At 68.2% G+C, this 25,412-nt stretch carries 24 protein-coding genes, 1 pseudogene and 1 riboswitch; of the genes and pseudogenes, 10 read left to right on the forward strand and 15 right to left on the reverse strand.

The annotated features are described in order from the left end of the window. Positions 1-191: 191 nt before the first annotated feature. Positions 192-647: a copper uptake system-associated protein gene (locus tag K3F48_RS14425; RefSeq protein ID WP_255609069.1), complete on the reverse strand. Its 456-nt coding sequence runs from the start codon at positions 645-647 to the stop codon at positions 192-194. Between the two features lie 100 nt (positions 648-747). Between K3F48_RS14425 and K3F48_RS14430 the strand changes: the two genes are divergently transcribed. From K3F48_RS14430 to mutS, 3 genes are all read left to right on the forward strand, one after another. Next, entirely contained in the window at positions 748-1,311 is a 564-nt protein-coding gene (locus tag K3F48_RS14430) for a TetR/AcrR family transcriptional regulator (protein WP_370631429.1), read from the forward strand. A 78-nt stretch (positions 1,312-1,389) separates the two neighbouring features. After that, positions 1,390-1,518 carry a hypothetical protein gene (locus K3F48_RS24740; RefSeq protein ID WP_305080292.1) on the forward strand — a complete coding sequence of 43 codons (129 nt, stop codon included), beginning with the start codon at positions 1,390-1,392 and terminating at the stop codon, positions 1,516-1,518. A gap of 97 nt (positions 1,519-1,615) precedes the next feature. After that, positions 1,616-4,342 carry a DNA mismatch repair protein MutS gene (gene mutS / locus K3F48_RS14440; protein ID WP_370631430.1) on the forward strand — a complete coding sequence of 909 codons (2,727 nt, stop codon included), beginning with the start codon at positions 1,616-1,618 and terminating at the stop codon, positions 4,340-4,342. Between the two features lie 64 nt (positions 4,343-4,406). Here the strand turns inward: mutS and K3F48_RS14445 are convergent, their stop codons facing one another. Continuing rightward, on the reverse strand, positions 4,407-4,784 hold the full coding sequence (locus K3F48_RS14445) for a hypothetical protein (RefSeq protein ID WP_222576136.1): 378 nt from the start codon (positions 4,782-4,784) through the stop codon (positions 4,407-4,409). Between the two features lie 123 nt (positions 4,785-4,907). Further along, on the reverse strand, positions 4,908-5,186 hold the full coding sequence (locus K3F48_RS14450; protein WP_222576137.1) for a TonB-dependent receptor plug domain-containing protein: 279 nt from the start codon (positions 5,184-5,186) through the stop codon (positions 4,908-4,910). 165 nt (positions 5,187-5,351) lie between these two features. Here K3F48_RS14450 and K3F48_RS14455 point away from each other — a divergent pair, with 165 nt between their 5' ends. Then, complete coding sequence (locus K3F48_RS14455) at positions 5,352-7,124, forward strand: acyl-CoA dehydrogenase family protein (protein WP_222576138.1); 1,773 nt, start codon at positions 5,352-5,354, stop codon at positions 7,122-7,124. A 247-nt stretch (positions 7,125-7,371) separates the two neighbouring features. Beyond that, the gene (gene dapE, locus K3F48_RS14460) at positions 7,372-8,529 is read left to right on the forward strand and encodes a succinyl-diaminopimelate desuccinylase (protein ID WP_222576139.1); all 1,158 of its coding nucleotides are present in this window, start codon (positions 7,372-7,374) and stop codon (positions 8,527-8,529) included. Positions 8,530-8,620: 91 nt separating this feature from the next. Here dapE and K3F48_RS14465 read toward each other — a convergent pair whose 3' ends face one another. From K3F48_RS14465 to K3F48_RS14505, 10 genes and pseudogenes are all read right to left on the reverse strand, one after another. Then, entirely contained in the window at positions 8,621-9,925 is a 1,305-nt protein-coding gene (locus tag K3F48_RS14465; RefSeq protein WP_222576140.1) for a folylpolyglutamate synthase/dihydrofolate synthase family protein, read from the reverse strand. Between the two features lie 19 nt (positions 9,926-9,944). Further along, positions 9,945-10,802: an acetyl-CoA carboxylase, carboxyltransferase subunit beta gene (gene accD, locus K3F48_RS14470; RefSeq protein WP_222576141.1), complete on the reverse strand. Its 858-nt coding sequence runs from the start codon at positions 10,800-10,802 to the stop codon at positions 9,945-9,947. Then, entirely contained in the window at positions 10,799-11,701 is a 903-nt protein-coding gene (gene trpA, locus K3F48_RS24385) for a tryptophan synthase subunit alpha (protein ID WP_255609112.1), read from the reverse strand. Before trpA ends, accD begins: the two co-directional genes overlap by 4 nt. 93 nt (positions 11,702-11,794) lie before the next feature. Next, positions 11,795-12,382: pseudogene (locus K3F48_RS24390) on the reverse strand (thiamine phosphate synthase); the annotation flags it as partial. Next, complete coding sequence (locus tag K3F48_RS14480; protein WP_222576143.1) at positions 12,379-13,182, reverse strand: thiazole synthase; 804 nt, start codon at positions 13,180-13,182, stop codon at positions 12,379-12,381. The pseudogene K3F48_RS24390 and the gene K3F48_RS14480, both read right to left, overlap by 4 nt. Next, complete coding sequence (locus tag K3F48_RS14485) at positions 13,172-13,333, reverse strand: hypothetical protein (RefSeq protein WP_222576144.1); 162 nt, start codon at positions 13,331-13,333, stop codon at positions 13,172-13,174. The genes K3F48_RS14480 and K3F48_RS14485 overlap by 11 nt, the downstream gene beginning before the upstream one ends. 6 nt (positions 13,334-13,339) lie before the next feature. After that, entirely contained in the window at positions 13,340-13,525 is a 186-nt protein-coding gene (thiS, locus tag K3F48_RS14490; protein ID WP_370631431.1) for a sulfur carrier protein ThiS, read from the reverse strand. After that, a complete protein-coding gene (locus K3F48_RS14495; protein ID WP_222576146.1) occupies positions 13,455-14,528 on the reverse strand; it encodes an FAD-dependent oxidoreductase in 1,074 nt (357 codons plus the stop codon). The genes thiS and K3F48_RS14495 overlap by 71 nt, the downstream gene beginning before the upstream one ends. 27 nt (positions 14,529-14,555) lie before the next feature. After that, a riboswitch (TPP riboswitch) is annotated at positions 14,556-14,693 on the reverse strand. A 212-nt stretch (positions 14,694-14,905) separates the two neighbouring features. Beyond that, a complete protein-coding gene (locus K3F48_RS14500; RefSeq protein WP_222576147.1) occupies positions 14,906-15,355 on the reverse strand; it encodes a cupin domain-containing protein in 450 nt (149 codons plus the stop codon). A 318-nt stretch (positions 15,356-15,673) separates the two neighbouring features. Continuing rightward, a complete protein-coding gene (locus K3F48_RS14505; RefSeq protein ID WP_222576148.1) occupies positions 15,674-17,389 on the reverse strand; it encodes an OFA family MFS transporter in 1,716 nt (571 codons plus the stop codon). A 335-nt stretch (positions 17,390-17,724) separates the two neighbouring features. Here K3F48_RS14505 and K3F48_RS14510 point away from each other — a divergent pair, with 335 nt between their 5' ends. Then, entirely contained in the window at positions 17,725-18,729 is a 1,005-nt protein-coding gene (locus K3F48_RS14510; RefSeq protein WP_222576149.1) for an LLM class flavin-dependent oxidoreductase, read from the forward strand. A gap of 55 nt (positions 18,730-18,784) precedes the next feature. Here K3F48_RS14510 and K3F48_RS14515 read toward each other — a convergent pair whose 3' ends face one another. Beyond that, positions 18,785-19,807, reverse strand: coding sequence for an SGNH/GDSL hydrolase family protein (locus K3F48_RS14515; RefSeq protein WP_222576150.1), 1,023 nt, complete (start codon positions 19,805-19,807; stop codon positions 18,785-18,787). A 150-nt stretch (positions 19,808-19,957) separates the two neighbouring features. Between K3F48_RS14515 and K3F48_RS14520 the strand changes: the two genes are divergently transcribed. Then, positions 19,958-20,269: a hypothetical protein gene (locus K3F48_RS14520; RefSeq protein WP_222576151.1), complete on the forward strand. Its 312-nt coding sequence runs from the start codon at positions 19,958-19,960 to the stop codon at positions 20,267-20,269. Between the two features lie 33 nt (positions 20,270-20,302). Here K3F48_RS14520 and K3F48_RS14525 read toward each other — a convergent pair whose 3' ends face one another. Continuing rightward, on the reverse strand, positions 20,303-21,520 hold the full coding sequence (locus K3F48_RS14525; RefSeq protein WP_222576152.1) for an MFS transporter: 1,218 nt from the start codon (positions 21,518-21,520) through the stop codon (positions 20,303-20,305). Positions 21,521-21,613: 93 nt separating this feature from the next. Between K3F48_RS14525 and K3F48_RS14530 the strand changes: the two genes are divergently transcribed. From K3F48_RS14530 to trxA, 3 genes are all read left to right on the forward strand, one after another. Further along, positions 21,614-22,117, forward strand: coding sequence for a MarR family winged helix-turn-helix transcriptional regulator (locus K3F48_RS14530; protein ID WP_222576153.1), 504 nt, complete (start codon positions 21,614-21,616; stop codon positions 22,115-22,117). Between the two features lie 172 nt (positions 22,118-22,289). Next, positions 22,290-24,818 carry an excinuclease ABC subunit UvrB gene (gene uvrB, locus K3F48_RS14535; RefSeq protein WP_222576154.1) on the forward strand — a complete coding sequence of 843 codons (2,529 nt, stop codon included), beginning with the start codon at positions 22,290-22,292 and terminating at the stop codon, positions 24,816-24,818. 183 nt (positions 24,819-25,001) lie between these two features. Beyond that, a complete protein-coding gene (gene trxA, locus K3F48_RS14540; RefSeq protein WP_222576155.1) occupies positions 25,002-25,337 on the forward strand; it encodes a thioredoxin in 336 nt (111 codons plus the stop codon). Positions 25,338-25,412 lie beyond the last annotated feature (75 nt).

Below are 25,412 nucleotides of genomic sequence, written 5' to 3' on the forward strand. Positions count from 1 at the left end.
TTAGGGGGAGGGTCGGACCGCCATAGCCCGGCGCTTGCGACGGGCGTTCTTCCACAACGCCCTATGGCGGTCCGGGGAGGGGCTTTCACGGCAAAGACTCGGGGAACCCTCTCCCGAGCGAGCGCCTCTTCCAGCAATAATTTTCGATCACCCGATTGCCCTGAGGCGCCACAGGGAGCGTTTCGGGGAAACTATGGGATGGGCTTATGATGAGGATCGACCGGCGAATGGCCGCCGGCCGCGTCGACGGCGACGACGCCGTCGAATTTTGCCATGCGCTCGAGCAGGGCGGGCGAAAGGCCTCGCTCCGCCTTCGCCAGCGAGGCGGCCAGCGCTTCGGCGCGCGGCCTGGCGAGTCCGAGCTTTTCGAGCGAGGCGCTCTGACGCAGCGCGTCGCCGCCGCAGAGCGCGACCTCCCATGCGCCGTCCTTGCGCTTCAAGAAGGCGCGTCCTCCGAGCTCCCCCTGGCTCCAATCGGCGATCGCCGCGTCCTGCTCGATCACCACTGGCTCGACCGTGAGCGGAGCCTCCGGCTTGTCGAACAGATCCGCCAGCAGGCGGCGGATGGCGGCGACGTCGTCCGCGCCCTGCGCCGGCGCCCCCAGCATTGCGATGAGAATTGCGAGTCCCGCCCGGCGACGATCCATGTTTTCCTCCCGATCCGCCTTTGCTGGTGCTATTGGTAAACTACCAAGACGCGGCTGGCAACAGGCGCGAGCAGCCCGCGCATGAGAGAAATTCGGCGGCGTGCGCGGCACAGGGGAGCATGGCGTCGTCGTGACAGCGCAGCCGGGCGTCAGACAGCGGATATTGAGCGCCGCGCTCGATCTCATCGAGCAGGAGGGGGTGGACGCGCTCACCCAGCCGCGCATCGCCAAGGCGGCGGGCGTGCGCCAGTCGCATCTCACCTACTATTTTCCACGCAAGGCCGATCTGTTCGTCGCGCTGCTGCAGGCTTCGCACGAGCGCGCGCCGAACGCCGGCGACGCAGATCCGCTCGCCGAGGCCATCACGCTGATGCTCGACCGTCGGCGCATGCGCTTTTTCCTGGCCATTGTGCTCGGAGCGGCGGAGCAGCCGGAGTTGCGCCCCGTGCTCGCGGCCCATGCGCGTGAGCTGACGGCGCGCGTCGCGGCCGCCTTCGGCCGCGGCGCGGATGATCCGTCGGCGGCGGCCTTTGTCGATCTGCTGCGCGGCGCCGGGCTGCGCAGCCTGCTCGAGCCGGAGACGATGCGCCTCGACAAGGCCGAGGCGGAGCGCCTCGCCGCCGCCCTCGGCCTATCGCGCCCGTCGCCGCCGGGGCAGGGCTGAAGCCATGCGCCGGCTCGGAGGGGAGGGGCGCAAGATCGTCCGGCGGCTTGCGCCGACGAACTCCGCGAACAGCCGATCGTGACGCAGCGCGTCGCGATCATTCGTGTCTTCATAGCCGAGCGCGAGGCCGACCAGCCGCTGTCCGAGCAACGTCGCGACCTCGCGCTCGATCAGCGCGGGATTTGTAGCAAAGCAACTTATCCATGATTCGCCGCCTCGATGCACTGGATTTGGTGAGATATGCGGGCTAGGGATTTTCTCCCCCTCCCCTTCGTGGAGAGGGCGGGGCGCGCGCTGTTCGCCGATGCATTGCCCCGAGGCGCCGAGGATAGACGTGCGACCATCGACCGAGTCGTCCGACGATAAGAACGCCGCGCGGCCGACGCCGATGATGGCGCAATACATCGAGATCAAATCCGCCAATCCGGATTGCCTGCTGTTCTACCGGATGGGCGATTTCTACGAGCTGTTCTTCGACGACGCCGAGACGGCGTCGCGTGCGCTCGGCATCATGCTGACGAAGCGCGGCAAGCATCAGGGCCAGGACATTCCGATGTGCGGCGTGCCGGTCGAGCGCGCCGATGATTATCTGCAGAAGCTCATCGCGCTCGGCCATCGGGTCGCCGTCTGCGAGCAGCTGGAGGACCCGGCCGAGGCGCGCAAGCGCGGCGGCAAGTCGGTGGTGCGGCGCGACGTCGTGCGGCTCGTCACGCCCGGCACCATCACCGAGGAGACGCTGCTCGACCCGGCGCGCGCCAACGCCTTCGCGGCGCTCGCGCGCCTTCGCGCCGCCGATGGCGGCTGGCGTTACGGCTTCGCCTGCGTCGACATATCGACCGGCGCCTTCGATGTCGGCGAAGCCGGCGAGGCGGAGCTCGCCGCAGAATTGGCGCGGCTCGAGCCGCGCGAGATGGTCGCCGCCGAAGCCGTCTGCGCCGACCCCGGGCTCGCTCCCCTGCTCGAGACCATCGACGCGCCGCTGACGCCGCTCGGCCGCGACGCCGGCGGCGGCGAGAGCGCCGCCCGCCGCCTGCTCGATTTCTATGGCGTCGCGACGCTCGACGGCTTCGGCGCGCTGTCGGAGGCGGAGGTCGCCGCGGCGGCCGCCGCGATCCTCTATGTCGAGCGCACGCAGAAGGGCAGGAAGCCGGCGCTCCGCCTGCCCGCGAGCCGACGCTGCGGCGCGACGCTGGAGATCGATGCGGCGACGCGCGTCAATCTCGAGCTGACGCGCACGCTGAAGGGCGAGCGCGACGGCTCGCTGCTCGCCGCCATCGATCTCACCGTGACGCCCGCCGGCGCGCGCCTCCTCGCCGAGCGCATCGCCGCGCCCGCGACCGATCCGGCGCTGATCGCAGAGCGGCTCGACGCCGTCTCTTTCTGTGTCGAAGACTTCGAGCTGCGCGCGCGCTTGCGCGCGCAGCTCGCCCGCGCGCCCGATCTCGCCCGCGCGCTCTCGCGGCTCTCGCTGCAGCGGGGCGGACCGCGCGACCTCGGCGCCATTCGCGCCGCTCTCGCCTCGGCGCGCGACATCGCCTCCTGCTTCGCCGGGTGCTCGCCCGTCGCGCTCATCGCGCGCGAGAGCGCGGCGCTCACCGAGGCCGATGCGGAGCTGGAGCAGGCGATCGAAGCGCGCCTCGTCGCCGATCCGCCGCTCGACAAGCGCGCCGGCAATTTTATCGCGCGAGGGTTCGACGACACCCTCGACGAGGCGCGCGACCTGCGTGACGAGAGCCGCCGCGTGATCGCGTCGCTGCAGCAGAAATATGTCGAGCTCGCCGAGACGAGGCAGCTCAAGATCAAGCACAATCACTTTCTCGGCTTCTTCATCGAGGTCCCGCAGGCGCAAGGCGAGCGGCTGCTGCGCGCGCCGTTCGACGCGACCTTCACGCATCGCCAGACGATGCAGGACGCGATGCGCTTTTCGACGCGCGAGCTGGCCGAGCTCGAGGCGAAGATCGCCTCCGCCGCCGATCGCGCGCAGGAGCGCGAGCTTGCGCTGTTCGACGATCTCGCCGCGCGCGTGCTCGACAAAGCGCAGGAGCTGCAGCGCCTCGCGCAGGCTTTCGCGGCGCTCGACGTCTTCGCCGCGCTGGCGGAGCTCGCCGCAGCGCGCGACTGGACGCGGCCGCATGTCGACGCCTCGCTCGATTTCGAGATCGTCGGCGGCCGCCACCCCGTCGTCGAGGCGGCGCTGCGCGCGCAAGGAAAAATCTTCGCCGTGAATGATTGCGATCTCTCCGACGCGCGCGCCGGCAAGATCGCCGTGGTGACCGGTCCGAACATGGCCGGCAAATCCACCTATCTGCGCCAGAACGCGCTGATCGCCATTCTCGCCCAGGCCGGCTCCTATGTCCCCGCAACGCGCGCGCGTGTCGGCGCCGTGGATCGCCTGTTCTCGCGCGTCGGCGCCGCCGACGATCTCGCGCGCGGACGCTCGACCTTCATGGTGGAGATGGTGGAGACGGCGGCCATATTGAATTGCGCCGGCCCGCGCTCCTTCGTCATTCTCGACGAGATCGGCCGCGGCACGGCGACCTTCGACGGCCTCTCCATCGCCTGGGCGACGATCGAGCACCTGCACGAGATCAATCGCTCGCGCGCTCTGTTCGCGACGCATTTCCACGAGCTGACGCAACTGACGAAGCGCATGGGCCGGCTCGTCAATCTCACCATGAAGGTGACGGATCACGCGGGCGAGGTGGTGTTCCTGCACGAGGTGACGAAGGGCGCCGCCGACCGCTCCTATGGCGTGCATGTCGCCGAGCTCGCGGGCCTTCCGGCGAGCGTCGTCGCGCGCGCCCATGCGATCCTCGCCGAGCTCGAGGCCGCCGACCGGCGCGCGCCGGTGGAGAAGCTCATCGACGATCTGCCGCTCTTCGCCCATGTCACGCCGAGCGCGGTCACGCCGAGCGCCCCGCCGAAGGACCCGCTGCGCGAGGCGCTGGCCGCGATCGACCCGGACGCGCTGACGCCGCGCGAGGCGCTGGCCGCGCTCTATGAGCTGAAGGCGAAGGCTGCAGGGCGTTAGCCGCAGACAAAGCGTCTCCGTCTTCCGCCCGCGGAAGACGGAGCGCGCGTCGGAGGCTGCCGCTTCACATTTGCAGCGGCGCGCTCAGGCCGGGCGGGTTGTCCGAATGCCCGACATAGGCGGTGATCGCCTGCGTCGTGGTTGCAGTGGACGCGGTCGTGGCGCTCTCCGCGCCGCCCAGCGTGAGCTGGCGCATATGGTTGAGCAGCGTGTCGATGCGCGCCCAGGCTTCCTCGGAGGCGGTTCCATTGCTCGCTTGGCTCAGCTCGTCGAGCGCCAGGGGCATGCCGGCGACCCGGGAGCTCTGACTCTCGGCCGAGAGGAGCGAGGCGGCGCGGTCCGATCCGCGCTCGACGTCCGACGATGGGGACAATCGCTGCAGATAGGCGGCGACCGGCGCCCGCGCCAAAGCGGCGGCGGAGCCGGAAACAGAAAGGGTCATTCGGGCGTCTCTCGCTCGGGTGGTCGTGACGCCCAAGATCCGGCATTCGCCTTTAATTTGTGCGTTCCAAATGGAGACGATCGACGACGTCGCGTCAATCTTTCGCTTACCGTTCGCGGCCGGTCAGCGACCGACGACGACCCCTGGAACAAAGCGCAGCGCATCGCCGAGCGACGTCGCCTGGGTGTCGTCCATCAGCTTGCGCGAGACGACGGTGACGCTGCCGGGGATCGCCATCACGTCACGCTTTTCGCCGCCCGGTCCGGTGACGAAGGGAACATAATAGCCGTCCTCGGCCGGCGGCTTTGTCGCGCGACGCTCCCGGCTCGACGATCCGGCGAGCGCTGCGGTCGAAACCAATGCGAGCGCGACGCTCGCGCCGATCATGCGTGAAATCGTCATGACGAGGGCTTCCTCACCGGCGATGGGAGCTCGAAACGCGCTAAGATACGATAGACTCGATGATTGCGCATGATCTTTCGACCTAGGGGCGAAAGGTCGCGCGCCCGGTCGCTGGCGTCCGCCCGCGACTGCGCTAGACTCTGAGAGATTCGCCCGGAGACCCTGATGGCCTATCGCGCCCCGCTCGATGATCTTCTCTTCGCCATGCGGCGAGCGGCCGGAGAGACGGCCTTCGCGCCGGACGGGCTCTACGCCGATTGCGACGAGCAGACCATGCGCGCGACCCTGGAGGAGGCGGCGAAGCTCGCCGAGGGGGTCCTCCTGCCTCTGGATCGGATCGGCGATCGCGAGGGGCTGCGTTTCGCGGAGGGCGAGGTGGCGACCGCTCCCGGCTGGCGCGACGCCTATCGCCAATGGGTCGAGGGCGGCTGGAACGCGCTCGCCGCCGGCCCCGCCCATGGCGGAATGGGCCTGCCGCTGCTGCTCGCCGCCGCCTGCACCGAGATCTGGAACGCCGCCAACATCTCCTTCGCGCTCTGTCCGCTGCTCGGCCAGGGCGCGATCGAGGCGATGGAGGCGCATGCGAGCGAGGCGCTGAAGGCCGTCTATCTGCCGAAGATGATCTCCGGCGAATGGACGGCGACGATGAATCTCACCGAGCCGCAGGCGGGCTCCGATCTCGCGCTGCTGCGCGCCCGCGCCGAGCGCGCCGGCGACGGGACCTATCGCCTCGCCGGCCAGAAGATCTTCATCACTTACGGCGAGCACGACCTCGCCGAGAACATCGTGCATTTCGTGCTGGCGCGCCTGCCCGACGCGCCAGCCGGCACGCGCGGGATCTCGCTGTTTCTCGTGCCGAAATTCCTGCCCGACGCCGATGGGCGTCCCGGCCGGCGCAATGATCTTCGCTGCGCCGGCCTGGAACGCAAGCTCGGCATCCACGCCGCGCCGACCTGCACCATGGCCTATGGCGATCACGGCGGCGCGACGGCCTTTCTCGTCGGCGAGGAGAACGCCGGCCTCGCCTGCATGTTCACCATGATGAACAACGCCCGGCTCTCGGTCGGCCTGCAGGGGGTCGCGCTCGCCGAGCGGGCGACGCAGGCCGCCCTCGCCTATGCGCGCGAGCGGCTGCAGGGCCGCGCGCCCGGAGGCCCCGACCCCTCGCCGATCGTCGCGCATCCAGATGTCGCGCGCATGCTGCTGACGATGAAGGCCGAGACCGCGGCGGCGCGGGCGATCTGCCATCTCACCGCGGCCTCGCTCGACCGCGCGCGGCGGCAGGGCGGCGCAGCCGCGCGCGAGGCGGAGGAGCGCGCCGGCCTGCTGACGCCGCTCGCCAAGGCCTACTCCACCGACATCGGCGTCGAGGTCGCCTCGCTCGGCGTTCAGGTCCATGGCGGAATGGGCTTCATCGAGGAGACCGGCGCGGCGCAGCTGCTGCGCGACGCGCGCATCACGCCGATCTATGAGGGGACCAACGGCATACAGGCGATCGATCTCGTCACGCGCAAGCTGCGCCGTTCGGAGGGCGCGGCGGTGTGGCGCGAGATCGACGACATGCGCGCAGATCTCGACGCGCTCGCATCGAGCGACGTGATCTTCGCTCACATTGCGGCGCACGCCACGGCCGCCGTCGACGCCTTCGAACGCGCGACCGATTTTCTGTTCTCGATCAGCGAGCCGCGCGGCGTCGACGCGCTGGCGGCGGCGACCCCCTATCTGAAGCTCTTCGGTCTCGCCCGCGCGGTCACTCTGCTCGGGACGGCCGCGCTCGCCGCGCATCGCGCCGGCGCCGCCGCCGCCGAGGAGAAGATCGTGCTGGCGCGTTTTTACGGCGACAATCTCGCCGTGGGCGCGGATGGATTGGAGCGGGCGGTCGTCGCCGGCGGCGACTCGATCGCCGCGGCTCTGCCGCTGCTCGCGCGAGACCAGTGACTTGCTTCCTCGATATCGGCGCCGATGTCGGCAGCTCTACGATCTTGGTCGCGGGCGTGCGCCGGGCCGGGCGGGCTATCGTCGAGGCGCGCGTCGAGCCGGGGGCGTCGAGATTTTCGGGCGGCGAATCTGATGGTCTGGACACTTTTCAGCGCAGGACCATGGTCCTCTCGGACGACGTCCGCGCGCCATTGCCGGCCGCGCGGAACGGTTGCGCGGCGCGCCGCCTTTTCCTAATTTCGCGCGCATGACCCTTTCCCCCGCACTTTCCATCACCCGCGATCTTCTTCGCTGCCCCTCCGTCACCCCGGCCGACGCCGGCGCGCTCGGCGTGCTGGAGCAGAGGCTGAAGGAAGCCGGCTTCATCACGCATCGGCTCGTCTTCTCGCAGGAGGGGACGCCCGACGTCGACAATCTCTTCGCCAAGATCGGCGAGGGACGGCCGCATCTCGTCTTCGCCGGACATACGGATGTGGTGCCGAGCGGCGATCCGGCGCGCTGGCGCTTCGATCCCTTCTCCGGCGAGATCGCCGACGGCAAGATTTTCGGCCGCGGCGCCTCGGACATGAAGGGCGGCATCGCCGCCTTCGCCGCCGCGGCGATCGACTATGTGAGGGCGCATGGCGTTCCCGAGGGCGCCATTTCCTTCCTCATCACCGGCGACGAGGAAGGGCCGGCCGTCAATGGCACGGTGAAGATGCTCGACTGGGCGAAAGCTCATGGCGAGATTTTCGACCATTGCATCGTCGGCGAGCCGACCAATGTCAAATATCTCGGCGACACCATCAAGATCGGCCGGCGCGGCTCGCTCAACGGGCGGCTCGCCGTGCGCGGCAAGCAGGGACATTCGGCGCATCCGCATCGCGCGGAGAATCCCGCGCCCATCGTCGCGCGCATCGTGACGGCGCTGTCGACGCATCGCTTCGACGACGGCACGGAGCATTTCGACCGCTCCCATCTCGAGGTGACCTCGATCGACATCGGCAATCCGGCCGCCAATGTCATTCCCGGCGAAGCGCGCGCGCGCTTCAACATCCGCTTCAACAACAGCTGGACGCTGGAGACGCTGCAGGCGGAGATTTCCCGCGTCATCGAGGCCGCGGCGGCGGGCGCGCGCGTCGAGGTGGAGTTTTTGCCGTGCAACTCGCTGCCCTTCCTTACCGCGCCGGGCGATTTCACCACGCTGGTGTCGGAGGCGATCGAGGAGGTGACGGGGCGCCGTCCCGGCCTTTCGACCAGCGGCGGCACCTCGGACGCGCGCTTCATCACGCGCGATTGTCCGGTGCTGGAGTTCGGGCTCGTCAATGAGTCGATCCACGCCGTCGACGAGCATGCGCGGCTCGCGGATGTGGACGGGCTGACGGCGGTCTATCAGCGCGTTCTGGAAAAATATTTTACGCGGTGAGCGGTGTGGGCGGAGCCGAGCAACCGCCTGCGGCGACGAGAGCGCATAGGCGAAGGCGCGCGGCGAGTGTCGGGAAAAAAGGAAGAGCCGCCTATTCGATCACCGAGCCGTTGAGGGCCAGCACGCCGGCGGCGAGATAGAGAGAGCCGGCGATCAATATGCGCGGCGGGACCTCATATGATCCCTGTGCGATGATGGCCAGCGCCTCCTCGACGCTGCCGGCCGCCGCGGCGCGCATGCCCTCGGCGCGGGCGAGGGCGGCGATCTCCTCGGGCGGCCAGCTCTTGTGCTCGCCCTCGACCGGCACGGCCGCCACCTCGCGGGCGAGGCCGGCGAAATGCTTCAGCAGCGCGCCGACGTCCTTGGTCACCTGCGCGCCGCAGACGAAGACGAGCGGCCGCGCGGATTTCTCCTCGAACTCCGCCATCGCCTCGGCGAGCACGCGGCCGCCGTCGTCATTATGCCCGCCGTCGAGCCACACTTCGGAGCCCGGTGGAACCAGTTCGGCCACGCGGCCGCGCGAGAGCAGCTGCAGCCGCGCCGGCCATTCGGCGCGCAGGAGGCCGGCCTCGATGTGCTCGGCGCCGATGTCGGGCGCGACAGCGCGCAGCGCGGCGATGGCGCCGGCGGCGTTGGCCTGCTGATGCCGTCCCGGCAGGCGCGGCAAAGGCAGATCGAGCAGGCCCTTCTCGTCCTGAAAGACGAGCCGGCCATTCTCCTCGTGAATCTGAAAGTCCTCGCCGGCGATGAAGACGGGAGCGCCGACGCGCCGCGCCTCGCGCTCCAGCACATTGCGCGCGGCGTCCTGCTGAAAGCCGATGATCGCCGGAACGCCGCGCTTGAAGATTCCGGCTTTCTCATGGGCGATTTTCTCGACCGTATCCCCGAGGAACTCGGGATGGTCGTGCGAGACCGAGGTGATGATCGTCGCCTTGGGCGCCTCGATCACATTGGTCGAATCATAGCGGCCGCCGAGCCCCGTCTCCAGCAGCAGCCAATCGGCCGGCTCCTCGGCGAACAGAGTGAAGGCGGCGACCGTGGTGATCTCGAAGAAGGTGACGGGCTGCGCGCCATTGGCGCGCTCGCAATCCTCCAGCGCGCGGCGCAGGCGGTCGTCGTCGACCAGCGTTCCGGCGAGGCGGATGCGCTCGTTGAAGCGCAACAGATGCGGCGATGTGTAGACATGCGCCCGCAGGCCGGCCGACTCCAGAATGGCGCGCAAAAAGGCGAGCGTCGAGCCTTTGCCATTGGTGCCGGCGACATGGATGATCGGCGGCAGGCGCCGCTCGGGATGGCCCATGGCGGCGAGCAGCCGCTCGGTGCGGCCGAGCGACAGGTCGATCTTCTTAGGGTGCAGATCGAGCAAACGCGAGAGAATGGCGTCCCGCTGATCCATGATGCGCCTCGACCTCCCGTCAGGCCGCGCGTCGCGCCTTGGTCAGCAGCGCGCAGAGCCGCGCGAGCGTGGCGCGCATCTCGGTGCGCGGCACCACCATGTCGACCATGCCGTGGTCGCGCAGATATTCGGCGCGCTGAAAGCCCTCCGGCAGCTTCTCGCGAATGGTCTGCTCGATGACGCGCGCGCCGGCGAAGCCGATGATGGCGCCGGGCTCGGCGATGTGAATGTCGCCCAGCATCGCATAAGAGGCGGTGACGCCGCCCGTGGTCGGATTGGTGAGCACGACGATATACGGCAGGCGCGCCTCGCGCAGGCGGCGAACCGCAATGGTGGTGCGCGGCATCTGCATCAGCGAGAACATGCCCTCCTGCATGCGCGCGCCGCCGGAGGCGGTGAAGATGATGAAAGGCGTGCGCTTCTCCAGCGCGTGAGTCATGCCGGCGATGATCGCCTCGCCCGCCGCCATGCCGAGCGAGCCGCCCATGAACTCGAAATCCTGCACCGCGACAGTGACCGGCGCGCCCTCGAGCTTGCCATGAGCCAGCGTCACCGCATCGGCGTGGCCGGTCTTCAGGCGATATTCCTTGATCTTGTCGACATAGCGCTTGATGTCGCGGAACTTCAGCGGATCGGCCGGGACTTCCGGCGTCGGCAGCAGCTCGTGCTCGCCGTCGTCGAACAGCGTCACCAGCCGCGCCTGCACGGGAATGCGCATGTGGTAGCCCGAGCCCGGCACCACATAGAGATTGTCCTCTATGTCCTTATGGAAGACGAGCTGGCCGCTCTCCGGACATTTGACCCAGGCGTTCTCCGGCGCCTCGCGCTTGATGAGCGCCTTGATCTTGGGCGGAACGACGTTTGAATACCAGTTCATGACCAGAGCCTCGCGATCGCTCCGAAGGTCGCCTTCAACGAGAACGGCGCGTCCGTCTTCGCCGGGCCGTCGGCGACGCGCGCCCCGCGCACGCCGCGCGCGAGATCGGCGACGAGCGCGGCGACCGCAGCGACCGTCTTGTCGCTCGCGCGCTTCTCGTCGTCGAGCGAGCGGGCGAGCGCATCGACCAGCGCCGAGCCGACCACGACGCCGTCGGCATATTTGGCGATCGCCGCGGCGTTCTCGGCCGTCTTGACGCCGAAGCCGACCGCGATCGGCAGCGGCGTGTGGCGCTTCAGCCGCGCGACCGCCTCGGAGACGCCGGCATAATCGACGAGCGCCGCGCCGGTGATCCCGGTGAGAGAGACATAATAGACGAAGCCGCTCGTGTTTTCGAGCACCTTGGGCAGGCGCGCGTCATCGGTGGTCGGCGTCGCGAGGCGGATGAACTCGAGCCCGGCGGCGCGCGCCGGCAGGCACAGCTCCTGGTCCTCCTCGGCCGGCAGGTCGACGACGATCAGCCCGTCGACTCCGGCCGCCTTGGCCTCCTCGAGGAATTTTTCCGGGCCGCGCACATAGATCGGATTGTAATAGCCCATCAGCACGATCGGCGTCGCATCGTCCTCGGCGCGAAAGCGCTTCACGAGCTCGAGCGTCTTGGCGACCGTCGTCCCCGCATGCAGGGCGCGCAGGCCCGCCGCCTGGATCGACGGGCCGTCGGCCATCGGATCGGTGAAGGGCATGCCGAGCTCGATCACATCGGCGCCGGCCTTCGGCAGGCTCTTCATGATCTCGAACGAGGTCTCGAGGTCCGGATCGCCGGCCATGACGAAGGTCACGAGGGCGGCGCGGCCCTCGGCGCGCAGGGCTTCGAAGCGGGCGTCGATGCGAGTGGTCATGGAAGCAGGCGATAGCATAGGGCCGGGCGAAGGGAAATGGTGCGGCATGCCGTCAGGGGAAACGGGCCGGCCGGGCGATCGGCTTCGCGTCGCCGCGACCCATTCGCGCGTTCGGGCTTCCGGATCGCCGGCTCGCAAAATATCGGTGACGACGCAGGCGCTGTCGGCGCCGGCGGCGAGAGCGGCGCCGGCGCGCTCGGGCGTCAGCCCGCCGATGGCGACGAGCGGAATGGAGCCGATGCGGCGCTTCCACTCGCCGATGCGCCCGAGCCCTTGCGGCGCGAACGCCATTCTCTTCAGCAGCGTCGGATAGATCGGCCCCAGCGCCACATAATCGGGAGACAGCGCGAGCGCGCGCTCGAGCTCGGCCGGATCATGCGTGCTGACGCCGAGCCGAACTTTATGCGCGCGAAGGGCGCCGATGTCGGCCGTGTCGAGATCGCTCTGGCCGAGATGGACGAAGTCGCAGGACAGATCGATGGCGAGGCGCCAGTAGTCATTGACGACGAGCTGCGCGCCATGCGCCGCGCAGAGATCGCGCGCGCGCGCGATCTGCTCGCGCAATTCGCGCTCCTCGCGGTCCTTCACGCGCAGCTGCACGAGGCGCGCGCCTTGCGGCAGCAGGCGCTCCAGCCAGGCGGCGTCATCGACGATGAGATAGAAAGGATCGAGATTGCTCATGCTCCGAGCCCTTCGTCGAAGGCGCGGCCGAGCACCGGCGTCGACGGCTCGGCCATGTCGCGCGGCGTCATCAATCCGGCGAGATGCGCCGCGCGGCCGGCCTCTATGGCGAGAGCGAAGGCGCGGGCCATGCCGATGGGATCGCGTGCGCGGGAGACCGCTGTGTTGAGCAGCGCGGCGTCGAAGCCGAGCTCCATCACGGCCGCCGCCTGCGACGGCGCGCCGAGGCCGGCGTCGACGATGAGCGGCGTGTCGGGGAAATGCGCGCGCAGCGCGCGCAGGCCGAACAAATTGTTGATCCCGCGGCCCGAGCCGATCGGCGCCGCCCACGGCATCAGCACGCGGCAGCCGGCGTCGAGCAGCCGCTCGGCGGCGACGAGATCCTCGGTCGTATAGGGAAACACGGCGAAGCCGTCGTCGGCGAGCGCGCGCGCCGCCTCGACGAGGCCGAACACATCGGGCTGCAGCGTGTCCTCCTCGCCGATGACCTCGAGCTTGATCCAATCGGTCGCAAATAATTCGCGCGCCATCTGCGCGGTGGCGATGGCCTCCTTGGCCGTGCGGCAGCCGGCGGTGTTGGGCAGGACGCGCACGCCGAGCTCGCGAATGAGCGACCAGAAGCTCTCGCCGGCGCGCGAGGCGCCCGCCTCGCGCCGCAGCGACACGGTGACGATCTTCGCGCCCGCGGCGCGGACCGCCTCGGCGAGAATGGCGGGCGATGGATAGCGCGCCGTGCCGAGCAGGAAGCGCGAGGACACGGGGACGTCGTAGAGGAGCAGAGGCGTCGTCTCAGTGGTCAAGGAGCAGCAGCTTTCCGAGCGCGAGAAGAGTGAGCGCGATGTTGGCCGCGAGCATTCGTTTCACAGTGACGACGTCGCGGTGGAATTGATGGGATGCGCGATCGTCGCACGACGTCGTTTTCTCGACGAGCTTTCCGCCGGGCGCAATCATGGCGCTTTATCCACCCTGCCGCGGCGTGACGATCTCCACCGCATCCTCCTCCACGAGCAGAATCTCGCTCCGGTCCTTGTTGCGCACGAAGCTCTGATTGACGGCCGTCGCGACGGTCTTGTCACCATAGCCCAGCTCCTCGAGCAGCTTCTCGAGCGTCGGCGCCTCGATCTCGATCGGCTCTCCGTTCACCCTGATCCGCATGCATCACCTCCGGAAAAACATGGCCCTCGAAAAGGAATTGGGCGGCGCGGCGGGCCAGCGCCGGCGCGAGCAGAAAGCCGTGACGATAGAGCCCGTTTATATAGAGCGCTTCGCCCCGCCGCGAAATGCGCGGCAGATTGTCGGGAAAGGCCGGACGCACATCCGAGCCGGTCTCGACGATCTCGGCCTCGGCGAACGCCGGATGAATGGCGAAGGCGGAATTGACCAGCTCGACCATGGAGCGCGCGGTGACGCGCGAGCGCTCCTCATTCTCGATCATGGTCGCGCCGATCATGAAGAGGCCGCCGCCGCGCGGCACGATATAGACCGGATGGCGCGGATGCAGCAGCCGCACCGGGCGCGACAATTCGATCTCCTCGCTGCGCAGAACCAGCATCTCGCCCTTGACGCCGCGCAGCTCGCGAAGCGCATCGCGCGCGGCAAAGCCGCGGCAATCGATTGTCCAGTCGGCGCGGGGGCGCGCCGCCGTCGCCTCGGCGCCGAAGCGCAGCGTCACATTCTCCATTCCGGCGAGGCGGTCATGAAGCGCGCGCAGGGCCGCGCGCGGCTCGAGATGCGCCTCCTGCGCAAAGAACAGCGCCTGCGAGAAGCGGCCGGCCAGCGCCGGCTCCAGCGCCGCGACGCGCTCCGGGCCCAAGCGCTCGCAATGCTCGGCGCGCGGGGCGAGATCGATGAGCTCGCCGCGGTCGCGCTCGCGCGCGACGAGCAGCGTGCCGGCGACGGTCGCGACCGCAATGTCGCGCGTCCAGAAGGCGAGCGCCTCCTCGCCGAGCTTCGCCACCAGCGGCTCGGTCTGCATCGCCTCGCACCAGGGCGCGATCATGCCGCCGGCGTGGTAGGAGCAGCCGAGCCCCGGCGCGGGCGCGGCGTCGACGATCTCGACCGCGGCGCCGCGCGCAAGGCCGGCGCGGGCGATCTCGAAGGCGGCGCAGAGGCCGGCGACGCCGGCGCCGATCACGCGGATCAGCATGAGTTGCGCGAGCCTTTCGGCTCGAAAACGGGGCGCATGCGACCTCCCTACGCCAGCGCGAACTGGATCAGGTTCGAAGGGTCGCCGAGCCGCTTGCGCTCATCGGCCTCTCAGCCTCTGTCGGTCCGCCGAGGGCGGCCGGGCGAGGCTCCCCCGGGCGAGGACAGGGTCGCGCAATGGGAGGCGGGCGTCAAGCGGGGCAGGCGGGCGGGGTAGGGCAATCGGGTGAAGGAACATATCCCTGACCCTCGTCCTGAGGAGCCCGCGCAGCGGGCGTCTCGAAGGACGGCAACGGGAAGAAACCTGAAGATTTCGCCCCACGGCCGGTGATACGCCCCTTCCCGCGGTCACCCGGCTTGCGATCGAGGCGGGGAACGTCAACGCTGCGGCGGCGGCTTCGGCCACAGGCTCGCGCCGGTCGGGCCGACGCCGGTCTCGAGCATCAGCGCCTCGCCGTCCTTGGCCCAGCCGTAATGCGCGGTTTCGGCGGGGATGACGATCGAATCGCCGGGTCCGAGCGCGCGCAACGAGGCTTCGTCGATATTGCCGCCGACGCCGACATAGAAACGGCCGGAGATGATGGTCACGACGCGCGTGTCGGGATGGGTGTGCGGCAGCGATCTGGCGCCGGCCGCATATTTGACCGAGAGCGCATAGAGCGCGCCGGGCTGCGTCGCCGCGCCGCTCACCGGCGCAGCGAAGACGCCCTGGAACAAAGGCACGGGCGCATATTTCAATTCGCTCTGCAGCACGGCGGGCGGCGCGCCCTCGGCCAGCGCGGGCGCGCCGAGCGTGAGAGAAGGAAGAAGGAAAATCAATCGGCGCATGCGCCTCGCCTCGGTGTCGGTGGGGTGACGACGACTGCGTCACATGATTGCAAACGCTGCGCTTCTGGCGACGACGGCTTGGCCGACTCTCGACGCCCTCGCGTCAGCGGGGGTCGGATGAGGGCGCCTGCGGTTCTCCTCGAACCTGCGCCGCTTCGCCTCGAATTTGTAACGCTTTCTCAGCGAGGGCCCTCATCCGACCCCGCCATAGCCCGTCGCTTGCGACGGGCGTCCTGACGGACGCCCTATGGCGGGGCCACCTTCTCCCGCCCTGCGGGAGAAGGATTGCGCCCCTTTCTTCAACGAACGGGCGCCGCCTCAATGAAACAGGACGAAGGTCTTCTGCAAGGTGATCGACACGCCCCAGGCGAGCGGAATGCCGACCGCGGCCCAGGTTGCGAACAGGATGACCCGTGTCAGGCCGTTGCGCTTTTGCGCATCGACCTTGCGCGCCTCGGCGGCAGCCAGCTCGGCGACGGCGCCCTCCTCGACGAAATCCTCGAAATCGGCATGCGCCTCCGCCTCCTCCTTCGCGATGGCGGCGGGGCTGGTCTTCTTCTCGGCCGCGACTTCCGCGTCGGTCATGAAGAAGCGCTCGGCGACGGGCCGCACGGCGAGATCGCAGACGAGGCCGACGACCAGCAGGCCGGCGAGAATATACATGGTCTGATTATAGACGGCCTCGCGCGCGACGCCGTGGTCGAGCTGATAGTCGCGGATGTAATTGACCAGCACCGGCCCCAGCACGCCGGCCGTCGACCAGGCGGTGAGCAGGCGCCCGTGAATGGCGCCCACGTGATGTGTGCCGAAGATGTCGGCGAGATAAGCGGGAATGGTGGCGAAGCCGCCGCCATACATCGACAGGATGACGCAGAAGAACAGCACGAACAGGATCACGCTGCCGTCGTGCGCCGCCCAGGGCGCGGCCGAATAGAGCAGGAAGCCGAGCACGAAGAAAATGGCGTAGGTGGTCTTGCGGCCGAGCTTGTCGGAGCCCGTCGCCCAGATGAAGCGGCCGCCGATGTTGCAGAGGCTGAGCAGTCCGGTGAAGCCGGCGGCGATCGCCGCGATCTTCTTCTTCTGGTCGATGGAAAGGTCGGAGAAGCCGATGTCGAGCCCGATGAGACGCCCGCCGAACACTTCCTGCAGCATGGGAGAGGCCATGCCCAGCACGCCGATGCCGGCGCTGACATTGAGGCAGAGCACGCCCCACAGCAGCCAGAATTGCGGGGTCTTCCAGGCGACGTCGAGATGGACATGGCGGCTCGTCACCATCTTGCCGACGGCGGCCGTGGGCGGCGTCCAGCCATCGGGCGTCCAGCCGTCGCGCGGCACGCGATAGCCGAGCGCGCCGCCGACCATGAACACGAAATAGATCGCCGCCATGGCGACGAAAGTCTGCCAGACGCCGACCGAGTCGGGCGTCGCGAAATAGCTCATCAGCTTGTCGGCGAGCGGCGCGCCGATCATCGCGCCGCCGCCGAACCCCATGATGGCCATGCCGGTGGCCATGCCGCGCCGGTCCGGGAACCATTTGATCAGGGTGGAGACGGGCGAGATGTAGCCCAATCCGAGGCCGATGCCGCCGATGACGCCGGAGCCCAGCCACAGCATCCAGATCTGATGCAGATAGACGCCGGCCGCCGAGATCAGCAGGCCGCCGCACCAGCACACCGCCGCGGCGAGACCCGCCTTGCGCGGACCCGCCGTTTCCAGCCAATGCCCGAACACCGCCGCCGAGGAGCCGAGGAACACGAAGAACAGCGTGAAGGTCCAGCCGAGCATGCTGATCTTCCAATCGCAGCTCGTGGCGAAGACGCTGGCGAGAAAGCCCATGTCGGCGGGGCAGGCCTTGGGCTCGGCGCCGCCCACGGCGCGCGACAGCGGCAGCCAGAACACGCTGAAGCCATAGGCCATGCCGATGCACAGATGAATGGCCAGCGCCGCCGGCGGAACGAGCCAGCGATTGAATCCGGGCGCGGCAATCGAGCGCTCCCGGCTGAAGAAAGACATGGACGGCGACGCGGCTGACATGAATCCTCCGAACCCGATTATGCGCTGGCGCGATGATCCGAGCTTTTCCGCATCGGAATCGCCACAGCGCCGATCCTCGATCAATAGGGATTTCTCGTCATGTCATGCGAATTATCTATGACAGTCCCGGTCGGAGCACGTAAGAGCCTGTAAATGCAGCCGGCGATTCTTTGTGCTTGCTGGGAAAGCGAGCCGTCCCTATTCTCGGATCACGATATGTAACTGGCGTATATAGCCTTGTGACATGCTTCGTGGAAGCGACGCGGGCGTCACGGCCCGCGCTTTCGGTCGAGCGAGCAGTCGCGACGCCAAATCGCCCTCCGAGGAACAGCGCCATGCGGTTCGGCGTCTTCTGCACCTATGAAAATCCGCAGCAGGATTTCGCGCGCTGCTTCGAGACGCAGACGCTCCTCGTGCGCCAGGCCGAGGCGCTCGGCTTCGAGGAGGCTTGGGTCGCCGAGCATCATTTCGACCCGGACGCCGTTTGCCCCTCCATTCTCTCGCTGCTCGCCTATCTCTCCGGCGTCACCAGCCGCATTCGGCTCGGCTCGGCGGCGGTGCTGCTCGCCTTCCGCAACCCGATCCAGGTGGCGGAGGATGTCGCGACGATCGACATTTTGTCGCGAGGCCGCTTCGATTTCGGCGTCGCGCGCGGCGGGCCGTTCGAGCTGCAAAATCGCCATTTCGGGGCCGGGAAGGACAATGCCCGGGAGATGACCCTGGAGGCGCTCGGCCTCGTCGACCGGCTGCTCTATGAGGACAAGGTCACCTTCACCGGCGCGCATTACGAGGCCAATGGCGTGAGCCTCGCGCCGCGCCCGCTGCAACAACCGATCCCGACCTATCTCGCGACGACGACGCCCGGCGCGATCCGCTACGCCGCGCGCAATGGCTTCGGCGTGATGGCGGGGCCGCCTTTTCCGATCGAGCAGATCCGCGAGACGCTGCGCATCTATCGCGAGGCGGCGGGGCCGGAGGGCGATCCGCGCTTCACCATGGCGCGCTTTTATTTCGCGGCGCAGCGGCGCGAGCAGGCGCTCGCCGAGGCGGTTCCTTTCTTCGCCCGCTTCGCCGAGCGCATGCGCGGCAATTTCGCGCGGCAGGACGGAGCGCCGCCGCCGTCCTTGACCGAGGAGGGGCTGCTCGAACGCTCGCTGGTCGGAGATTTCGACGAGGTCGCGGAAAAAATTTCCGCCTATCGCGAGCAGACCGGATTTCGCGCCATTCTGCTGAAGCCGATCTCGCGCGATGCGGAGAAGAATTTGCGGTCGCTCGAGGATTTCGCCCGCCATATCCGGCCCGCGCTCGGCGCCGAGGCGGCGGCCGCAGCCGCGCAATGAGAGCAGCGAGCCTTCAGGCTCGCTCTTCAAGTCGCCGCACAGGCAGGCCACGGCCTCATCGAATCGCGGCGCGTCGCCACATCATCACGCCGTGAATCTCCAGCAGCTGCGCGTCGAAAGGCGTCTCCGGCGCCGCCGCGAGAGGCGTCCTGTCCTCGCGCAGGCGGATCAGCTCCGCCTCGCTCTCCGGCATGGAGATTTCGAGATCATCGGCGCAGGCCAAGGGCTTGGTCAGATAATGGAGCAGCATCAGCCGCGGCGCCGCCGCGCGCATTCCCGATTGCGCATTCTTGCGCAATCGGCGCCGCCCCGCCGAGATCGCGAATTCGCCGGCGGTCTGCGTCGAGCGCAGCATGAGCCCGACGAGGTCTCCGCGCCCCGGCCAGAGGGACGCGCCGCCGCGCGCGATCTCGAGAAATTTTCCGGAGAACACGGTCGAAGCAATGTCGACGCGCCGGCACGGCCCCAGCGGCAGCGCTGCGACCGTGCGATGATAGAAGAACGCCGGCGGACGCGCGGGCGGCGCCTCGGGAATGGTCACGCGGCCGAGCGCGATCTCGAGCAGCAGCCGATCGACGACCCGCTTCGACACGTCTTCGGAGAGGTGATGCTCGTCGGCGAAATCCTCGGGGCGAGGCGGGCCGAGGATTTCGTCGAGCGTCAGGCAGCGCACGCCATGCTCGCGCGCGACCTCGACATAGAGATCCTTGACCACGGCGACGCAAGCATGGACGCGCTGGCGTCCGATCGGCTGCACTTCCAGGCAGAGGAACAACAGGGCGAGGCCGCGGCTCGCGCAAAAGCCGATCACGTCGAGCAGAGTGTCGCGCAGCTGAGCCGGCGTGACGCAGCCCGAATCGAGCAGCATCATATCGTTGAGCGAATATTCGAAGATCACGAGATCGGGGAGCGGCGCGCCTTCGCGCTCCGCCTCCATCAGCCGCAGCAGTCCGAACAGCGAGCCGACCGCGCCGAGGAAGCGGTTGGCGACGACGTGCCGTTTCGCCGCCGCCTGAAACTGTCTGGCCCAGCCGTAGGAAATTCCCGTGTTGGAGCCCCCGACCAGAATAATGTTCATCGCCTCTCTTCAATCGCTTCGTCCTGCCTCAGCAGGCGCACGGCTGCCGCGCCGTCCTTTTAGCGGGGGAGGGCGGCGGAGTTAAGCGGGGGCGAGAGAGGCCGACGAGCGACATGAAAAGCCCGCCCCTATCGTGATAATGGAGAGGCCGTGACCAGCCAGGCGCTTTTCAATCAATTCGGCTATGTCGACCATCTGAAGCGCGGAGGCTTCTCGGATGAGCAGGCGCGCGCCTCGGCGGCGGCGCTCGCGGGCGCGCTGAGGGAAACCGTCGCGGCGAAGCATGACGTCGACCGGGTCGAGACCAAGATTCAGGCGCTCGAGCAGAAGATCGTTTCCCTGGAGCACAAGCTCGTCGCCGAAATTCATGCGACCGTCTACAAGACGTTCGGCGCGCTTGCGGCGCTGATCGGGCTGATTTCCGGGGTCGCGGCTGTCGCCGCCAGATTTTGGGCGCATTGAGCTGCATGCGCAGCGCCAACGCGGCGGCCGTCTCTATCCGCGCGATCGCCGATAGCTGCTCGGAGAAAAGCGGGCGGCGATCGCGACCGACAGAAGGATGATGACCGCCATCGCGGCCCAGGCGCCCGAGAGATCCGCGAAGCGATCCCGTATCGCGCCGGCGATGAATGGCGTCGAGCTCGCCACGACATAGCCGCCGCCCTGGACAAAGGCGGCGAGGTCGCCGGCGCGAGCCGGATCGTCGACATGATCCAGCGTGACGATCAGGGAGAGCGGAAACAAGGCGCCGAGCCCCAGTCCGAGCAGCAGCGCAGCCGGCGCCGCGAGGGCGATCGGCGCCGCGACGAGGCAGGCGAGGCCCGCCGCCACGCCGAGCAGCGCCGCGATCAACGGGCCCCGCCGATCTGGAAAGCGGTTGATGAAGGCCGACACGGCGAGGCTGGCCGCGACCTCCGCGACGATCACGCCGGCCAGCCAAAAGCCGCTCGCTTGCCGGCTCTCGTCGAGGCTCATGTAATAGGGAGGCAGCCAGGCGAGCACCAGCGTGAAGGCGCCGGTGCCGATGCCGAAGAACAGCATCAGCGTCCAGGCGCGGCCATTGCGCCAGAAAGCCTCGCCCGCCGCCGCCTTCGCCGTTTCCGGCGGAAAGCGAAGCGCTGTCCAGGCCGCCGCCGCCAGGAGGGCCGGCAGCGACCAGAGGGCGAGGGCCGCCTGCCAGCCGATGACGCGCGCGAGGCCGGCGGCGGTCGCGGCGGCGAAGGCGGCGCCGCCCATGATCGCGGTCGTATAGAGCCCCATCGCGCGGCCGACGCCGGCGCCGAAGCGCGCCTTGATGACGCCGGGCAGCAGCGCCTGGACGGCCGCCACGCCGAGGCCGGCGCCAGCGGCGCTGGCGAACATTCCGGCGGCGTCATTCCACACCCATCGGCTGGCGCAGGCCAGCGCGATCAGCGTGATCGCGAGCGCGACGCCGCGCTTCGCGCCGAGCAGGCGGCGCAGCCGCCCGCCCGCGAAGGCGCCGAGCCCCATGAGGAAAATCGGCAGGGTGGTGAGAAGCCCGGCCTGCGCCGAGGTGAGGTCGGCCGCGCGCTCGACGAGATCGAGCAGCGGCCCGAGCCCCGCCATCGCCGGACGTAAATTGAAGGCGATGAGCAGGATCACGGCCAGAGCCAGCCCCCGCCCCGGGCGCTCGCCTTCACGCCGTTCGGAAGGGTCAGCGGCGCGCGTCGCTGTTTCGGCCGTCGAGGTCATGTGGCTGCTCCTGTAGCGGGAGGTCGTCGGCGGTTGCCATTCGATCGCTCGGACGCTAATATCTTTTCAGAAAGTATCTCGATGTCAAGAAATATGTCCGAGCCCGACACGCCGAAAGACCGCGCCGCCGCCGCCGCCCGACAATGGCGGACGGAGCGGCCCGACCTCGATCCCTTCCCGATGGAGGTTCTGGGCCGGCTTCTCGAGCTGGCGCAGCTCGTCGCGCGCGACCGCCTCGCTTCCGTCTTCGCCGAATTCGGACTGCAAATGGGCGAGTTCGACGTGTTGGCGACGCTGCGCCGCTCGGGCTCCCCCTACGCCCTGACGCCGACGGCGCTCTATGAGGCGACGATGATCTCGTCCGGCGGCATGACGGCGCGAATCGATCGCCTGGAAAAGGCCGGGCTCGTCCAGCGCCTCAGGCATCCCACAGACCGGCGCGGCGCGCTGGTGGCCCTTACCGATCCCGGCAAGGCGCTCATCGACGACGTTCTGACGCGCCATGTGCAGGCCGAAAGGGCGATCCTCTCGCCGCTGACGGAAGAGGAGCAGAAGACGCTCGACCGCCTGCTGGCCAAGCTGCTCGCCGGGCTCTAAAGCGTTATCCGATCCGAATGGATCGGATAACGCTTTGGCATTCTTTAGTTTGGCGAGTTCTGATCGATCGAACGATTGCGTTCGATCGGAAAGCGCTCTGAGCGACGCGCATCGGCGAGAGGGCCGCTCTTCTCGCTTCCATCCGCGCGTGTCCAGGGCCATATTCGCGGCCATGGCCTCTTCCCCGAAAAAGCCGAAGAACCCCGCGAGACCGACGCGCGCCAAGGCGGCGAAGCCCGAGGTCGCGCCGATCGCGCCGCATCTGCAGGCGTTGCTCAATCCCGGCCTCGCCGAGCGGCAGGCGGGATTGGCGGAGGCGCCGCAGGCGGGGTACGATCCGGGCGCCGTGGCCGGCGTCGACGACGAGCTGGCCGAAAAGCTCGATCTGCGCGGGCCCGGCGGCGTCACCGCGACGATGGAGAGTCTCGAGCAGCTGCTGAAGCTCGGCGACCCCAATCTGCGCGAGAAGAAGCCGTGGACGCCGCATCGCCCCGAGCGCCCGCAGAAGAGCGAGGGCGGAGTCAAATTCGACCTCGTCTCCGATTATGAGCCGCGCGGCGACCAGCCGCAGGCGATCGCCGAGCTCACCGCCGGCGTCGAGGCGAATGAGCGCGACCAGGTGCTGCTGGGCGTCACCGGCTCCGGCAAGACCTATACGATGGCGCAGGTGATCGCGCGCACGCAGCGGCCGGCGCTGGTGCTCGCGCCCAACAAGACGCTGGCCGCCCAACTCTATGGCGAGTTCAAGAGCTTCTTCCCCAACAACGCCGTCGAATATTTCGTCTCCTATTATGATTATTATCAGCCCGAGGCCTATGTGCCGCGCACCGACACCTATATCGAGAAAGAATCGTCGGTGAACGAGCAGATCGACCGCATGCGCCACGCCGCCACGCGCTCTCTGCTCGAGCGCGACGACGTCATCATCGTCGCGTCCGTCTCCTGCATCTACGGCATCGGCTCGGTCGAGACCTATACGGCGATGACCTTCGGCGTCAGCCTCGGCGAGAAATTGGAGCAGCGCCAGCTCGTCACCGATCTCGTCGCCCTGCAATATCGCCGCATCTCCTCCGATTTCACCCGCGGCACGTTTCGCGTGCGCGGCGATACGGTCGATATTTTTCCGGCTCACTATGAGGATCGCGGCTGGCGCATCGGCTTCTTCGGCGACGAGGTGGAATCGATCTGCGAATTCGATCCGCTCACCGGCAAGAAGACGCAGGACCTCGAATTCGTGAAGGTCTATGCGAACTCGCATTATGTGACGCCGCGCCCGACGCTGCTGCAATCGATCAAGGCGATCAAGGACGAATTGCGCGCGCGGCTCGACGAATTGAATCGCTGCGGACGCCTCGTCGAGGCGCAGCGTCTGGAGCAGCGCACGCGCTTCGATCTCGAGATGATGGAGGCGACCGGCTCCTGCGCCGGCATCGAGAATTATTCGCGCTATCTCACCGGCCGCAGGCCGGGCGAGCCGCCGCCGACCCTGTTCGAATATCTGCCCGACAACGCCATCGTCTTCGCCGACGAGAGTCACGTGTCCATTCCGCAGATCGGCGCCATGTACAAGGGCGACTTCCGCCGCAAGGCGACGCTGGCCGAATATGGCTTCCGCCTGCCCTCCTGCATGGACAATCGTCCTTTGCGCTTCGAGGAATGGGACGCGATGCGGCCGCAGACCGTCGCCGTCTCGGCGACGCCCGGCGATTGGGAGATGGAGCAGACCGGCGGCGTGTTCGTCGAGCAGGTCATTCGCCCGACCGGCCTCATCGATCCGCCGGTGGAGATTCGTCCCGCGCGCTCGCAGGTCGACGATCTGCTCGGCGAAGTGAAGGCGGTGAGCGATCTCGGCTATCGCTCGCTGGTCACCGTGCTGACCAAGCGCATGGCCGAAGACTTGACCGAATATCTGCACGAGAATGGCGTGCGCGTGCGCTACATGCATTCGGACATCGACACGATCGAGCGCATCGAGATCATTCGCGACCTGCGCCTCGGCGCCTTCGACGTGCTGGTCGGCATCAATCTCCTGCGCGAAGGATTGGACATTCCCGAATGCGGCTTCGTCGGCATTCTCGACGCCGACAAGGAGGGTTTTTTGCGCTCGGAGACCTCGCTGGTGCAGACCATCGGCCGCGCCGCGCGCAATGTCGACGGGCGTGTGATCCTCTACGCCGATTCCATCACCGGCTCGATGAAGCGCGCCATGGACGAGACCGACCGCCGCCGCGCCAAGCAGCAGGCCTATAACGCCGAGCACGGCATCACGCCGGCGAGCATCAAGCGCGACATCGCCGACATTCTCGGCTCGCTCGCCGAGCAGGATCATGTGACCGTCGACGCTGGCCTCTCGGAGCTGGCGCCCGGCCATAATATGCAGGCGACGCTCGCCGATCTCGAGAAGCGCATGAAGGCGGCCGCCGCCGATCTCGCCTTCGAGGAGGCGGCCTGCCTGCGCGACGAGATTTCGCGCTTGCAGCGCGCCGAGCTATTGGCGGAAGCCAATCCGCTGATGCGCCCGCGCGGCCGCGGCGGGGCGGGTGAGGAGGCGGTCCCCGGCACCCGTGCGCGAAAACCGACGGATGCGGATATGGGTCCGCATAATTTCGGCGGCGGCGAGGCGCGGCCTTTGTCCCGGCCGCTGCCGCGATCGATGGCGGGCAAGGCGGGGACGAAGGTGGTGAAGGGGAAGCTGCAATAGGCCCCGAGGAGAGTGAGCCTAAAGGCTCGCAGCCCAGGGTCCGCGCTCGGACCGCGAGCCTTCAGGCTCGCTCTTTCTATCGAGTGTCGCAGACGCTCGTGCCTCCTCGCCCGTCCCCTCGCCTTGACGCCGCACGGCCCACTTCCTACTCTCACGCCACGTTTTCACTTCGAAAGGCGAACCATGTCCACGGCCACCGTCAAAGTCTCCGACGCGAGTTTCGAAGCCGAGGTTCTGAAATCCGACCAGCCGGTCGTCGTGGATTTCTGGGCCGAGTGGTGCGGCCCCTGCCGCACGATCGCTCCCGCGCTCGAGGAAATCGCCACTGAGCTCAAGGATAAGCTCAAGGTCGTCAAGCTCAATGTCGACGAGAATCCCAATGTCGCCGGCGCGCTCGGCATCCGCTCCATTCCGACCCTGATCGTCTTCAAGGACGGCAAGGCGGCCGCACAAAAAGTGGGCGCCGCCCCCAAGGGTGAATTGCTGCGCTGGATCAATGGCGCCATCAGCGCCGCGTGAGGCCCTGCAGCGCTGTGTAAGCTCTCGACGTAACGACAACGAAGGCGTAAGGCTCCGGAAACGCGCGTTTCGGAG

The sequence above is a fragment of the Methylosinus sp. Sm6 genome (genome assembly GCF_019802345.1).
Taxonomy (GTDB): Bacteria; Pseudomonadota; Alphaproteobacteria; order Rhizobiales; family Beijerinckiaceae; genus Methylosinus.

What these genes read in the sequence shown, in the direction of transcription:
- accD (WP_222576141.1), bottom strand. Translation starts at nt 10,802, where the DNA reads ATGAACTGGTATTCAAACGTCGTTCCGCCCAAGATCAAGGCGCTCATC.
- K3F48_RS14525 (WP_222576152.1), bottom strand. Translation starts at nt 21,520, where the DNA reads ATGACCTCGACGGCCGAAACAGCGACGCGCGCCGCTGACCCTTCCGAA.
- trxA (WP_222576155.1), top strand. Translation starts at nt 25,002, where the DNA reads ATGTCCACGGCCACCGTCAAAGTCTCCGACGCGAGTTTCGAAGCCGAG.
- K3F48_RS14495 (WP_222576146.1), bottom strand. Translation starts at nt 14,528, where the DNA reads ATGCTGATCCGCGTGATCGGCGCCGGCGTCGCCGGCCTCTGCGCCGCC.
- K3F48_RS14500 (WP_222576147.1), bottom strand. Translation starts at nt 15,355, where the DNA reads ATGCGCCGATTGATTTTCCTTCTTCCTTCTCTCACGCTCGGCGCGCCC.
- K3F48_RS14515 (WP_222576150.1), bottom strand. Translation starts at nt 19,807, where the DNA reads ATGAACATTATTCTGGTCGGGGGCTCCAACACGGGAATTTCCTACGGC.
- uvrB (WP_222576154.1), top strand. Translation starts at nt 22,290, where the DNA reads ATGGCCTCTTCCCCGAAAAAGCCGAAGAACCCCGCGAGACCGACGCGC.
- K3F48_RS14530 (WP_222576153.1), top strand. Translation starts at nt 21,614, where the DNA reads ATGTCCGAGCCCGACACGCCGAAAGACCGCGCCGCCGCCGCCGCCCGA.
- trpA (WP_255609112.1), bottom strand. Translation starts at nt 11,701, where the DNA reads ATGACCACTCGCATCGACGCCCGCTTCGAAGCCCTGCGCGCCGAGGGC.
- K3F48_RS14510 (WP_222576149.1), top strand. Translation starts at nt 17,725, where the DNA reads ATGCGGTTCGGCGTCTTCTGCACCTATGAAAATCCGCAGCAGGATTTC.
- K3F48_RS14450 (WP_222576137.1), bottom strand. Translation starts at nt 5,186, where the DNA reads ATGACGATTTCACGCATGATCGGCGCGAGCGTCGCGCTCGCATTGGTT.
- K3F48_RS14465 (WP_222576140.1), bottom strand. Translation starts at nt 9,925, where the DNA reads ATGGATCAGCGGGACGCCATTCTCTCGCGTTTGCTCGATCTGCACCCT.
- K3F48_RS14455 (WP_222576138.1), top strand. Translation starts at nt 5,352, where the DNA reads ATGGCCTATCGCGCCCCGCTCGATGATCTTCTCTTCGCCATGCGGCGA.
- K3F48_RS14485 (WP_222576144.1), bottom strand. Translation starts at nt 13,333, where the DNA reads ATGATTGCGCCCGGCGGAAAGCTCGTCGAGAAAACGACGTCGTGCGAC.
- mutS (WP_370631430.1), top strand. Translation starts at nt 1,616, where the DNA reads ATGCATTGCCCCGAGGCGCCGAGGATAGACGTGCGACCATCGACCGAG.
- K3F48_RS14505 (WP_222576148.1), bottom strand. Translation starts at nt 17,389, where the DNA reads ATGTCAGCCGCGTCGCCGTCCATGTCTTTCTTCAGCCGGGAGCGCTCG.
- K3F48_RS14445 (WP_222576136.1), bottom strand. Translation starts at nt 4,784, where the DNA reads ATGACCCTTTCTGTTTCCGGCTCCGCCGCCGCTTTGGCGCGGGCGCCG.
- K3F48_RS14425 (WP_255609069.1), bottom strand. Translation starts at nt 647, where the DNA reads ATGGATCGTCGCCGGGCGGGACTCGCAATTCTCATCGCAATGCTGGGG.
- dapE (WP_222576139.1), top strand. Translation starts at nt 7,372, where the DNA reads ATGACCCTTTCCCCCGCACTTTCCATCACCCGCGATCTTCTTCGCTGC.